The 12,673-nt window shown below is 69.3% G+C and carries 12 protein-coding genes and 1 pseudogene; 2 read left to right on the forward strand and 11 right to left on the reverse strand.

Annotated features, from left to right (window positions below; translation table 11 throughout):
• The 10 genes and pseudogenes from E7Z54_RS11330 to E7Z54_RS11375 all read right to left on the reverse strand — a co-directional run.
• A pseudogene (locus E7Z54_RS11330) lies at window positions 1-235 on the reverse strand (lytic transglycosylase domain-containing protein); the annotation flags it as partial.
• A gap of 187 nt (window positions 236-422) precedes the next feature.
• Window positions 423-1,760 (reverse strand): PhoH family protein, encoded by a 1,338-nt coding sequence (locus E7Z54_RS11335; RefSeq protein ID WP_240769632.1) that lies wholly within the window; start codon window positions 1,758-1,760, stop codon window positions 423-425.
• 323 nt (window positions 1,761-2,083) lie between these two features.
• Window positions 2,084-2,758, reverse strand: coding sequence for a tRNA (guanosine(46)-N7)-methyltransferase TrmB (gene trmB, locus E7Z54_RS11340; RefSeq protein ID WP_240769633.1), 675 nt, complete (start codon window positions 2,756-2,758; stop codon window positions 2,084-2,086).
• Window positions 2,759-2,814: 56 nt separating this feature from the next.
• Window positions 2,815-3,168: a hypothetical protein gene (locus E7Z54_RS11345; RefSeq protein ID WP_206056157.1), complete on the reverse strand. Its 354-nt coding sequence runs from the start codon at window positions 3,166-3,168 to the stop codon at window positions 2,815-2,817.
• A gap of 78 nt (window positions 3,169-3,246) precedes the next feature.
• Complete coding sequence (gene tuf, locus E7Z54_RS11350) at window positions 3,247-4,440, reverse strand: elongation factor Tu (protein ID WP_136433760.1); 1,194 nt, start codon at window positions 4,438-4,440, stop codon at window positions 3,247-3,249.
• Between the two features lie 81 nt (window positions 4,441-4,521).
• A complete protein-coding gene (fusA, locus tag E7Z54_RS11355; protein ID WP_136433762.1) occupies window positions 4,522-6,636 on the reverse strand; it encodes an elongation factor G in 2,115 nt (704 codons plus the stop codon).
• 89 nt (window positions 6,637-6,725) lie between these two features.
• Complete coding sequence (gene rpsG / locus E7Z54_RS11360; RefSeq protein WP_136433764.1) at window positions 6,726-7,196, reverse strand: 30S ribosomal protein S7; 471 nt, start codon at window positions 7,194-7,196, stop codon at window positions 6,726-6,728.
• Window position 7,197: 1 nt separating this feature from the next.
• The gene (gene rpsL, locus E7Z54_RS11365; RefSeq protein WP_109692297.1) at window positions 7,198-7,572 is read right to left on the reverse strand and encodes a 30S ribosomal protein S12; all 375 of its coding nucleotides are present in this window, start codon (window positions 7,570-7,572) and stop codon (window positions 7,198-7,200) included.
• Window positions 7,573-7,859: 287 nt separating this feature from the next.
• Window positions 7,860-9,314 carry an NCS2 family permease gene (locus E7Z54_RS11370; protein ID WP_136433765.1) on the reverse strand — a complete coding sequence of 485 codons (1,455 nt, stop codon included), beginning with the start codon at window positions 9,312-9,314 and terminating at the stop codon, window positions 7,860-7,862.
• The gene (locus E7Z54_RS11375; RefSeq protein ID WP_136433767.1) at window positions 9,311-10,606 is read right to left on the reverse strand and encodes an MFS transporter; all 1,296 of its coding nucleotides are present in this window, start codon (window positions 10,604-10,606) and stop codon (window positions 9,311-9,313) included. The genes E7Z54_RS11370 and E7Z54_RS11375 overlap by 4 nt, the downstream gene beginning before the upstream one ends.
• Window positions 10,607-10,651: 45 nt before the next feature.
• Between E7Z54_RS11375 and E7Z54_RS11380 the strand changes: the two genes are divergently transcribed.
• Complete coding sequence (locus E7Z54_RS11380; RefSeq protein WP_240769634.1) at window positions 10,652-10,933, forward strand: DUF2530 domain-containing protein; 282 nt, start codon at window positions 10,652-10,654, stop codon at window positions 10,931-10,933.
• A complete protein-coding gene (locus E7Z54_RS11385; protein WP_136433769.1) occupies window positions 10,926-11,546 on the forward strand; it encodes a class I SAM-dependent methyltransferase in 621 nt (206 codons plus the stop codon). Before E7Z54_RS11380 ends, E7Z54_RS11385 begins: the two co-directional genes overlap by 8 nt.
• 10 nt (window positions 11,547-11,556) lie before the next feature.
• On the opposite strand, the gene E7Z54_RS11390 is transcribed toward E7Z54_RS11385, so the two are convergent.
• Window positions 11,557-12,351 (reverse strand): DUF3027 domain-containing protein, encoded by a 795-nt coding sequence (locus E7Z54_RS11390; protein ID WP_136433771.1) that lies wholly within the window; start codon window positions 12,349-12,351, stop codon window positions 11,557-11,559.
• Between the last annotated feature and the right edge of the window lie 322 nt (window positions 12,352-12,673).

The raw sequence follows: 12,673 nt of genomic DNA on the forward strand, positions 1-12,673 counted from the left end.
CACCGGTGCTGCCGGTGGCGGCGTCGGCTACGTCGGCGGCGGCGTCGGCGGCGCTCGGTGTCGGGTCGGGCACTCCCTGGCCGGCGACACCGGCGGTGACCGAGACCCCGGTCACGGCGAGCGCGACCGAGGAGAGGACGACGACGTTGCGGGCCGCCCTGCGCGGCGCCTCCTTGAGGTGGGCGTGCTTGGGCGCGCCGCGATGCTTCGGGACGGGCTTGGCGTGCTTCGACAAAAGCTCGATCTCAGGCTCGACGGCAGGACGTCGGCCACCAGGGGGTCGGGCCCGACGGCAGCGTCGAGACCCAGGTGGCCACCGGACACCTTGCCGGAGGGCGACGGCAGGCGCAAACCGACCCGCACCGTTTCACCGGCGGTGTGTCGGACCTGACGTCCCTCCCGTCACATCAGTCCCAACGGCCTCAGACGACCACGTTCTCCAGCATCTCGGTCACCAGCGCCGCGATCGGCGACCGCTCGGACCGGGTGAGCGTGACGTGGGCGAAGAGGGGGTGCCCCTTGAGCTTCTCCACCACTGCGACCACGCCGTCGTGCCGCCCGACGCGGAGGTTGTCGCGCTGCGCCACGTCGTGGGTGAGCACCACCTTCGAGTTGGCGCCGATCCGCGACAGCACGGTCAGCAGCACGTTGCGCTCCAGCGACTGGGCCTCGTCGACGATCACGAACGAGTCGTGCAGCGACCGGCCACGGATGTGGGTCAGCGGCAGCACCTCGAGCATGCCGCGGTCCAGGATCTCGTCGACGACGTCCCGCGACGTCAGGGCACCGAGCGTGTCGAAGACGGCCTGGCCCCAGGGCGACATCTTCTCCGACTCCGACCCCGGCAGGTAGCCCAGCTCCTGGCCCCCTACGGCGAAGAGAGGCCGGAACACCACGACCTTCTTGTGCTGCTGGCGCTCCATCACCGCCTCCAAGCCGGCGCAGAGCGCGAGTGCGGACTTGCCGGTGCCGGCGCGGCCGCCGAGCGACACGATGCCGACGTCCGGGTCGAGGAGCAGGTCGAGCGCGACGCGCTGCTCGGCGCTGCGCCCATGGATCCCGAAGGCCTCGCGGTCGCCCCTGACCAGGTGCACCTGCTTGTCGGGGCCGACCCGTCCGAGTGCCGTCCCCCGGTCGGACAGCAGCACCAAGCCGGTGTGGCAGGGCATGTCACGCGCCTCGGTGAGGTCGAGAGTGCCGTCGTCGTACAGCTCGTCGAGATGTGCGGCGCCGACCTCGAGCTCGACCATGCCGGAGTAGCCGGTGTCCGAGTCGCTGACCGTCTCGCCGCGGTACTCCTCGGCATCGAGTCCGACTGCGGAGGCCTTGATCCGCATCGGGAGGTCCTTGGACACCAGGGTGACGTCGTTGCCCTCGTCGGCCAGGTTGCGGGCGACGGCGAGGATCCTGGTGTCGTTGTCACCGAGCCGGAAGCCCGACGGCAGCGACGCCGCATCGGTGTGGTTGAGCTCGACGCGGACTGTGCCGCCCTCCTCGCCCACCGGGACGGGCGTGTCGAGACGGCCGTGGCTCACCCGCATCTCGTCGAGGCTGCGCAGCGCGCTGCGGGCGAAGTACCCGAGCTCGGGGTGGTGCCGTTTCCCCTCGAGCTCGGTGATCACGACCACCGGCAGCACCACCTCATGCTCGGCGAACCGGCGCAAGGCGCCCGGGTCGGCCAGCAGCACGCTGGTGTCGAGGACGTACGTACGCCGCTTCCGGTCCGCGCCCTGGGCGCTGGTGGCCAATGTGTTCTCCACGACTCACCTCACCGGACCGCACGCGCACCCGCGCCCGGCCCTATCCCTCGATAGTGGACCGGGTGGCGGCCGCCGAGCGTGCGCTCGCCGAGCCGGCCCGAACGCCGTGGTGCCGGCGCCCTCCCACCCAGCGACCGCGGCGGGGCTGTCCCCGACCCCGGGTCCGGGTGATGCAGTCGTGATCTGTCACGAACGAGCCTCCCGATGTGGCGGGCTTCCCCACCCGCCATTAATCGTGAAAGTACGCCCCCCTCCAAGCCGACGCGGGCGACACGCCCGGACAGCCGGGTGAACTCCTCGTTGCGCGGTGGTTGCGCCGTGCGTCAGGACCGGCGGTAGGCGAGGTCGGTGATCGATCGCCCTGCAGCGATCCCCTTGCGTTCGAACTTGGTCACCGGACGGTCCGCCCAGCGCTCCACGACCCCGCCCTCCAAGCCGGGCTCGCCGTCCAGGACGTCGACCATCTGCTCCGCGTAGTCCGACCAGTCCGTCGCCAGCCGCCACAGCCCGCCCGGGCGCAGGCGCTGAGCGACCAGGCTCGCGAAGGCGGGGTTGACCAGCCGACGCTTGTGGTGGCGGGACTTGTGCCACGGGTCGGGGAAGAACGTCCACAGCTCCGCGAGGCTGTGGGGGTCGATCAGGTGCTCGATCGTCCAGACCGCGTCGACGCTGCACAGCCGGACGTTGCCGGCGCCTGCCTCGTCGATCCGGCCGAGGGTGCTGGCGATCCCCGGCCGCCAGACCTCGAGGGCGAGCACGTCGTACGACGGCCGGGCGGCCGCGAGTGCGGCGGTGGCCTCGCCGACGCCGGACCCGATCTCGACGATCAGGCCGTCCCGCTCGTCGGGGCCGCGGCCGAACCAGGTGTCGAAGGAGAAACCGGGAGCGTCCACGGCCTCGTCGGGGACGACCCACTCCTCGTGGTGGGCCTCCCAGGCCGCGGCCTGCTGAGGGGTGAACCTGCTGCCGCGCCGGGAGTAGCTCAGCACCTCCCGCATGCGCCGTCCGTCCTCGGTCAGCTTGTGGTGAGGCCGGGCGGGTGGGACCCGACCGGTCATGCCGCCGAGGCCCCGATGGCCAGCGCGAGGACGGCCAGATAGGCGAGGAGTCCGAGCGTCATCAGGATGAGGATGCAGGAGCCCAGGATCCCCAGCACCCATCCGATGGTGACCATCTGCTGGCCGCCGAGGCGGCCACCGGACTCGGCGATCTCGCGTCGCACGCGGCTGCCGATGAACCAGGCGAAGGGGGCGACGACCTGGCACAGGGCCATCCCCAGGACACCGAGCACCAGCACGGTCGCTGCCTGCGGGTGGTCCGGCGGCGGCCCGAAGACCTGCCCCTGCGTGCCGTACGGCTGGTACGGGCGCGGGTCGTAGGGGTTCTGGGCCGGCGGCTGGTCACTCACGTTGCGATTCTCCCACGTGGCATAGGCAAAGAGCCCCCGCGCCGACAGGCGCGGGGGCTCAGTGCTCGAGCAGTCAGATCACTTCGTGATCTTCGTGACCCGGCCGGCGCCGACGGTGCGGCCACCCTCACGGATCGCGAACTTCAGACCCTCGTCCATGGCGATCGGCTGGATCAGCTCGACCGACATGTCGGTGTTGTCGCCCGGCATGACCATCTCCGTGCCCTCGGGGAGGGTCACGACGCCGGTCACGTCGGTGGTCCGGAAGTAGAACTGCGGGCGGTAGTTGTTGAAGAACGGCGTGTGACGGCCGCCCTCCTCCTTCGAGAGGATGTAGACCGAGGCCTCGAAGTTGGTGTGCGGGGTGGTGGTGCCCGGCTTCACGACAACCATGCCGCGCTCCACGTCCTCACGCTTGGTGCCGCGGAGGAGCAGACCAACGTTCTCACCGGCCTGGCCCTCGTCGAGGAGCTTGCGGAACATCTCGACGCCGGTCACGACGCTCTTCTGGGAGCCCTCGCGGATGCCGATGATCTCGACCTCCTCGTTGACCTTCACGACACCCCGCTCGATGCGACCGGTGATGACGGTGCCACGACCGGTGATCGTGAAGACGTCCTCGACGGGCATGAGGAACGGCTTGTCGACCTCGCGCTCCGGCTGCGGGATGCTCTCGTCCACGGCGTTCATGAGCTCGAGGATCGAGTTGCCCCACTTCTCGTCGCCCTGGAGCGCCGGGAAGGCAGCAACGCGCACCACGGGGACGTCGTCGCCCGGGTACTCGTACTCGGAGAGGAGCTCGCGCACCTCCATCTCGACGAGCTCGATGAGCTCCTCGTCGTCGACCATGTCGCACTTGTTGAGAGCCACGACCAGGGCGGGCACACCGACCTGGCGGGCCAGCAGCACGTGCTCGCGGGTCTGCGGCATCGGACCGTCGGTCGCGGCAACCACCAGGATCGCGCCGTCCATCTGCGCGGCACCGGTGATCATGTTCTTGATGTAGTCCGCGTGACCGGGGCAGTCGACGTGCGCGTAGTGGCGCGACTCGGTCTGGTACTCGATGTGAGCGATCGAGATCGTGATGCCGCGCTGGCGCTCCTCGGGAGCCTTGTCGATCTGGTCGAACGGCGAGGCCTCGTTGAGGTCCGGGTACTTGTCGTGCAGCACCTTCGAGATCGCCGCGGTCAGCGTCGTCTTGCCGTGGTCGATGTGACCGATCGTCCCGATGTTCACGTGCGGCTTGGTCCGCTCGAACTTCGCCTTAGCCACTGGGGGCTCCTCCTGATGTGTTGTTACTTGACTCGTACTGGTTGGGTGGTGCGCCGAGGGCCGAGGCTCGTAGTCGGATGACTACTCGCCGCGAGCCTTCTTGATGATCTCGTCGGCGATGTTCGTGGGAACCTCGGCGTACGAGTCGAACTCCATCGCGTACGACGCCTGGCCAGAGGTCTTCGACCTCAGGTCGCCAACGTACCCGAACATCTCGGACAGCGGCACAAGGGCACTCACGACGATGTCGCCGTGACGCTCCTCCTGCGCGCGAATCTGGCCGCGACGGCTGTTGATGTCACCGATCACGGTGCCGAGGAAGCTCTCCGGCGTGGTGACCTCGACGGCGAACATCGGCTCGAGGAGGCACGGCCGCGCCTGGCGAGCGGCCTCCTTGAACGACTGCAGGCCGGCGATCTTGAACGCGAGCTCCGAGGAGTCGACGTCGTGGTAGGCGCCGTCCTCGAGGGAGAACTTCACGTCGACCATCGGGTAGCCGGCGAGCACGCCGAACTCCATGGCCTCCTGGCCGCCCTGGTCCACCGAAGGGATGTACTCCTTCGGCACCCGGCCACCGCTCACGTTGTTGACGAACTCGTAGCCCGCGCCGAGACCGGTCTCGGGATCGGTGTTCGGCTCCAGGGAGACGACGACCTTCGCGAACTGACCCGAGCCACCCGTCTGCTTCTTGTGGGTGTAGGAGTGGCTCTTGACGGCGGAGCGGATGGTCTCGCGGTAGGCGACCTGCGGCTTGCCGACGGTCGCCTCGACCTTGAACTCACGCTTCATGCGGTCGACGAGGATCTCCAGGTGGAGCTCACCCATGCCGGCGATGATGGTCTGGCCGGTCTCTTCGTCGGTCTTGACGACGAAGGTCGGGTCCTCCTCGGAGAGCCGCTGGATCGCGGTGCCGAGCTTCTCCTGGTCGCTCTTGGTCTTCGGCTCGATCGCGACCTCGATCACCGGGGCCGGGAACGTCATCGACTCGAGGACGACCTGGTTGCTCGGGTCACACAGGGTGTGACCGGTGCGGGTGTCCTTGAGGCCCATCACGGCGACGATCTGGCCGGCGCCGACCGACGCGATCTCCTCACGCTTGTTGGCGTGCATCTGGTAGACCTTGCCGATCCGCTCCTTGCGACCGTTGACCGAGTTGATCACGGTCGAGCCGGCCTCGAGCTTGCCCGAGTAGACGCGGACGTAGATCAGCTTGCCGAGGTGCGGGTCGGACGCGATCTTGTAGGCGAGGCCGGAGAACGGCTCGTCGTCGGACGGACGACGCTTGATCTCCTTCTCCTCGTCACGCGGGTCGTGGCCGACGATCGCCTCGACGTCGAGCGGCGAGGGGAGGTAGTCGACGACGGCGTCGAGGAGGGGCTGGACGCCCTTGTTCTTGAACGCGGTGCCGCACAGGACCGGGTTGAGCTTGTCGGCCAGGGTGGCGCGACGGATGGCCGCCTTCAGGGTCGGGACGTCGAAGACGTCGCCGTCCTCGAGGTAGACCTCCATGATCTCGTCGTCGGCCTCGGCGAGGGTCTCGACGAGCTTCTCGCGGTACTCCGCGGCCTGCTCGGCGAGGTCGGCGGGGATCTCCTCGACGACGTAGTCCTCACCCATCACGGTCTCGCCGCGCCAGACCTTCGCGTGCATCTCGACCAGGTCGACGACGCCGATGAAGTCCTGCTCCGCGCCGATCGGCAACTGGAGGACGAGGGTGGTGGAGTTGAGGCGCTCGACCATCATGTCGACGCAGCGGAAGAAGTCCGCGCCGGTTCGGTCCAGCTTGTTGACGAAGCACATCCGGGGCACGGAGTACTTGTTGGCCTGCCGCCACACCGTCATCGTCTGGGGCTCGACGCCCGCGACACCGTCGAACACGGCCACGGCGCCGTCCAGGACGCGCAGGGAGCGCTCGACCTCGGCCGTGAAGTCCACGTGACCGGGAGTGTCGATGATGTTGATCTGGTGCTTGCGCCACCAGCAGGTCGTCGCGGCGGACGTGATGGTGATGCCGCGCTCCTGCTCCTGCTCCATCCAGTCCATCGTGGCAGCGCCCTCGTGGACCTCACCGATCTTGTAGGTGATGCCGGTGTAGAAGAGGATGCGCTCGGTGGTGGTGGTCTTGCCGGCGTCGATGTGCGCCATGATGCCGATGTTGCGGACGACGTTCAGGTCCGTCGTGATGTCGACTGCCACGTGAGTCAGCGTTCCTTAGGTATTGAAGGCGGGTCGGTAGGTACCGGACCGGGTGAGGCGGGGCAACGGTGCGGCTGCCCCGCCGACGATCACCAGCGGTAGTGGGCGAAGGCCTTGTTGGACTCGGCCATCTTGTGGGTGTCCTCGCGCTTCTTCACCGCGGCACCGAGGCCGTTGGCGGCGTCGAGGATTTCGTTCTGGAGGCGCTCGGCCATGGTCTTCTCGCGACGCTCCGAGGCGTAGCCGACCAGCCAGCGCAGCGCGAGCGTGGTGCCACGCGTGCCCTTGACCTCGATCGGCACCTGGTAGGTGGCGCCACCGACGCGGCGGGACTTGACCTCGATCGCGGGACGCACGTTGTCGAGCGCGCGCTTGAGGGTGATCACCGGGTCGATGCCGGTCTTGTCACGGGTGCCTTCGAGCGCGGTGTAGACGATGCGCTGCGCAACCTGCTTCTTGCCGTCCTGGAGCACCTTGGACACCAGCTGGCTCACCAGCTGCGACCCGTAGACCGGGTCCATGTCGATCGGGCGCTTCGGCGCGGGGCCCTTGCGCGGCATGTCAGCTCTTCTCCTTCTTGGCGCCGTAGCGGCTGCGAGCCTGCTTACGGTTCTTCACGGCCTGGGTGTCCAGGGCGCCGCGGATGACCTTGTAGCGAACACCGGGCAGGTCCTTCACACGACCGCCGCGGACGAGCACGATCGAGTGCTCCTGCAGGTTGTGACCCTCACCCGGGATGTAAGCGGTGACCTCGACGCCACTGGACAGGCGCACACGGGCGACCTTGCGCAGGGCGGAGTTCGGCTTCTTCGGGGTGGTGGTGTAGACGCGGGTGCACACACCGCGACGCTGGGGGGATCCCTTCAGGGCAGGCGTCTTGTTCTTCGACACCTTGTCCTGGCGGCCCTTGCGGACCAACTGATTGATGGTGGGCACCTGGTGGTTCCCTTTCGGTTTGCTCTCAGTACCCAGCACCTTGCCGGGCACGGGTGTTGCGGTGAAGATTCGTGCCGTGATGTGAAGGCCCCCGCGTTCGATGCGCCGGTCCGGAGGGACCGCTGCACTGAGGGCATGCGTGACGTGCCTGGTGACCCAGACACGAGGATCGAGATTACCGGCCGCCGATACCACGGTCAAAATCGCAGACCCCGCCTCGAGGAGCGGTGACGTCGGCGTACCGCAGGCTCTCGTCCCGGTGGCGGCCGCTCAGCCCGCCCGGTCGGTCACGTCAGCCAGCGGGTGAGCGGGTCGATCGTGAAGTAGACGACGAACAGCGCGGCCACCGTCCACAGCAGCGGGTGCACCTCCTGCGCCTTCCCCCGGACCACCTTGAGGAAGACGTAGCTGACGAAGCCGGCGCCGATCCCGACGGTGATCGAGTAGGTGAACGGCATCAGCACGATGGTGAGGAACGCCGGGATCGCGATCTCGACGTCGTCCCAGGAGATGCCGGTGATCTGCTGCATCATCAAGAACCCGACCAGGACCAGTGCCGGCACCGCCGCCTCGGACGGGATCATCGCGACGAAGGGTGCCAAGAAGATCGTGAGGAGGAACAGGACGCCGGTCACGATGGAGGCCAGCCCGGTGCGCGCGCCCTCGCCGACGCCCGACGCGGACTCGATGTAGGAGGTGTTGGACGAGACGCCGGCCGCACCGCCGGCCGCAGCGGCGATCGAGTCGACGACCAGGATCCGCTGGGTGTTCGGCGGCATGCCCTCCGCGTCGAGCAGGTCGGCCTCGGCGCCGATCGCGGTCATCGTGCCCATCGTGTCGAAGAAGTCGGCCAGGAGCAGCGAGAAGACGAGCAGCAGCACCGTCACCACGCCGGCGCTCTGCCACGAGCCGAGCAGGCTGAATTCCCCGAGGGTGCCGAAGTCGGGGGCCCGGAAGATGTCCTCTGGCCAGGCCGGGACTGTCAGGGCCCAGCCACCCGCGTTCTCCGCAGCGGGCCCGAGGTCGGCGACCCACTCCAGGACCACGGCGACCGCCGTCATCACCAGGATGGAGATCAGGATCGCGCCGCGGACCTGGCGCGTCCAGAGGGCCAGCATGAGGAGCAGCCCCACCACGAAGACCAGGACGGGCCAGCCGCTCAGGTTGCCGTCGCCGCCGAGCTGGACCGGCACCGTGGTCCCCGCCACGTCGGGGATGCGGGTGACCACGCCGGCGTCGACGAACCCGATGAGGGCGATGAACAGGCCGATGCCCACCGAGATCGCGACCTTCAGCTGGGCCGGGACTGCTCGGAACACCGCGGTTCGGAAGCCGGTCAGCACCAGCACCAGGATGATCAGCCCCTCCATCACGACCAGGCCCATCGCGTCCGCCCAGGTCATCTGGCTCGCGATCGAGAACGCGACGAACGCGTTGAGGCCCAGGCCGGTGGCCAGCGCCAGAGGGTAGTTGGCCACCACGCCCATCAGGATGGTCAGCAGGCCCGCGACCAGCGCGGTGCCGGCGGCGATGGCCGCGAGGTTGGGATCGTCTCCCCCGCCGAGGAACTGACCCTCCACGTCCGTCGCCGAGCCCAGGATGAGCGGGTTGAGCACCACGATGTAGGCCATCGTGAAGAAGGTGACGAGGCCACCGCGGACCTCGCGGCCGACCGTCGACCCACGTGCGCTGATCTGGAAGTAGCGATCGATCGCGTTGCTGGATGTCTCCACCGAAGTCACGAGGACAGGATGGCAGGCTCCGGCCGCGTCCTGATGTCGAGGGTGTTACGTGCGGCGACGTTCAGCAGCGCCGCCAGGACGACGCCCACCAGCACCAGGCCGCCGCCCACGACGAGCGTCCACCGCGCACCGAACTCCTCGCCGATCCAGCCGATGAACGGCGCACCGATCGGCGTGCCGCCCACCACGATGGTCATGTAGATCGCCATCACCCGGCCGCGCATCAGCGGGTCGGACTCGACCTGGAGCAGGGAGTTGCACGAGTTCAGCACGGTGATGACCGAGAACCCCAGCAGCGGGCACAGCAGCACGAACGTCAGGTACGACGGCATCAGGCCCGCCGCGATCTCGACCACGCCGAAGGCGATCGCGGCGCCGAGCACGAGCCGCAGCCGGACCCGGGTGCGGCCGGCCGCGACCAGTGCGCCGGTGAGGGAGCCGATCGCGAGCACCGAGCCGAGGACGCCGTACTCCTCGGCGCCCTTGCCGAAGACCTCGGTCGCCATCAGGGCCGAGGTGATCTGGAAGTTCATGCCGAACGTGCCGACGAAGAAGACCAGCACCAGGATCATCAGCATCTTCGGCTGGCTGCGGACGTAGGACAGGCCCGCGCGAAGCATCCCCGGCGTGCGCGCTGCGGTCCGCGGCGTGTGCAGCGCCGCCTGGTCCATCCGATGCAGCTGGAGGATGACCGCCAGGTAGGACACCGCGTTGACGAGGATCACCCAGCCGGTGGCGCGCATGCCCCCGCCGCCGAGGCCGATGAGCAAGCCGGCGAGACCCGGCCCGATCATGCGAGCGGCATTGAACGCCGCCGAGTTCAGGCTGACGGCGTTGGCGACGTCGTCGGTGCCGACCAGCTCGGAGACGAAGGACTGGCGCGCCGGACCCTCGAACGCGGCGCCGATCCCCAGGACGAACGCAAGCAGGTAGACGTGCCAGGTCTCGGCGACACCCATCGCCGCGATGACGCCGAGGGCGAGGGCCGCCAACGCCATCACCGACTGGGTGACCTGCAGCACCCGTCGCTTGGAGAACCGGTCGGCCACGACGCCGGCGTACGGCGAGAGCAGGAGGACCGGGAGGAACTGGAGGCCCGTGGTGATGCCGAGGGCAGTGCCGCCGTTGCCCGGGATCGTCAGGACCAGCCAGTCCTGGGCGACCCGCTGCATCCACGTGCCGATGTGGGAGACCAGGCTCCCGGCGAAGTAGAGGCGGTAGTTCGGATGTGCGAGCGAGCGGAATCGCGGACTCGTGGGAACCTCCTTGCGACGAGGGTGACACTCCTGCAACTCCTTGACCCCGTCAACTATTCCACCAGGGCCTACGATCGGAGTGTGGAGCTCCGCGACGAACAGCCGACCGCGCACGAGATCGGCAACCGCAGGTACCTGATCGCTCCCGTCGAGCCGCTCGACGTGGACGGGGTGCGCACGGTGCAGGTCGGTACCGGGCTCTTCCTGCTCGCGTTCCTCGGCCTGCTGCCGTTCTACGGACGGCTCGAGGAGGACGGCCACACCTGGCTGCTCTGGATGTGCCTCAGCGGCGTGGGCCTCGGGCTGCTGGGCGTCGAGTACTGCAGGCGCCGGCGACGCTTCCGCGTCGAGCGCGATGCCTGATCTGCCGCCGACCCGCTGGGCGCTCGGTGGAGCGAGGAACAGCGGGTACGGGGACCGCTTCGCCCAGCTCCTCGAGCAGGGCGAGGACGTGTACGGCGAGGCGCGTGTCGCCGACGCGATGGCCGAGCGCGGCGCGCGGATCCTCGACGCGGGCTCCGGCATGGGTCGGGTGGGCGGCTACCTGCTCGCCTGCGGCCACCGGGTGGTCGCCGCCGAGCCGGACCCTGCCCTGGTGGAACAGAGCCGTCGTACCTATCCCGACCTGACGGTGCTGCCTCACGAGATCCTCGCCCTCACCCCCGAGGTGCTGGGCACGAGTGGCGGACCGACCGAGTTCGACCTCGTCGTCTGCGTCGGCAACGTGCTGACCTTCGTGGCCGAGGGCACCGAGGTGCCGGTGCTGGAACGACTGCGCGCCCTGCTCGCGCCGGGCGGGCGGATCCTCGCCGGCTTCCATCTCAGGGGCGGGCCGAGCTCGGCACGCTCCTACTCACCGGAGGAGTTCGTCGCCGACACGGCGGCGGCGGGGCTTCGCGTGGACCACCGGTTCGGCGGCTACGACCTCCGGCCGGTCGACGACGAGTACGCCGTCTGGATCCTGTCCCCGGCCTGACCAGGTCGACTCAGAAGGTGTCCAGGTCGTCGACGGAGACCGTGTCGATGACGGGCGGTGCCGGCGGGACCGGCTGCTGCCGCTTCGTCAGCCGGACCTCCGAGTGCGCGCCGCAGCCGTGGTCGAAGGACACGACGCGTGCGTCGTCGTTGGCGTCGCCGTTGGCGCAGACGCCGAAGAGCGCCGAGAGCGGGCCGGAGAGCCGGACCAGGAACCCGCAGGAGTAGCACTGCTGGGGGGCGGACTTGGCGATCGGTGCGTCCGGGCCGGAGTCGCCGTCGTACCACCGCTGCGCCGCGAGGTCGCGGCCCTCGGGCGAGAGGGTGCGGACCCGGCCGAGGCCGAGGTCCTTGGCGACCTCCCGAACCTGGGCCTGCTCGTCGGCGTCGAGCGGGTCGTCGCCGAAGGAGTACGTCGGCACCAGCCTCGGGTCGTCGTCCGCGACGGGCAGCAGGTCGCCCGGCGACAGGTCGCCCGGACGCAGCCGCTCGCGGTACGGCACCCAGGGCGGCGCGACGATCGCGTCCGACCCGGGGAGCAGCACGACCTCGACCACCGTGACCTGGCGCTGCCGCGAGGCACGGGTGAGCGTGACGGCCCACTGCCAGCCGCGGTACCCCTTGCGGGTGCAGGCGAAGAGATGGGTGACCACGCGCAGGCCGTCGACCTGGTGACCCAGGTAGTCGCCCACGTCGGCGGCGTCGACCTCCTCGAGCAGCGCCGCGCGCGCGTCGTCGACCGCCTCGGCGGTCACGGCGTCGGTCAGCTTGCGCTCGAGGGTGGACACGCGCACAGCATCCCTCATCGGTCGGCCGGTCGTCACGTCGGGGCACCGGTGTGGCGTCGGGGAAAGCAGGCAAGATAGGGGGGTGAGCACGCACGGATCGGACCCGCGGCCCCCTTCGGGCGCTGACGATCCGGGCCGGCCTCACTACCCGCCACCCCCTCCCGCGACCGACGATCTCCCGAGGACCTCGTCCGACGGGGCGGCGGACCCGACCACGGAGCTCACCGAGACGGGATCGATGCGGGCGGTCGGAGCGGGCCTGGGCACCGGCGCCAAGGCCACCGGACGCGGCCTCCGGGGATTCGCCCGGGTGACGGGTCGCGCCGGGCGGGCCACCGTG

Source organism: Nocardioides sp. (genome assembly GCF_004803405.1).
GTDB lineage: Bacteria > Actinomycetota > Actinomycetes > Propionibacteriales > Nocardioidaceae > Nocardioides > Nocardioides vastitatis.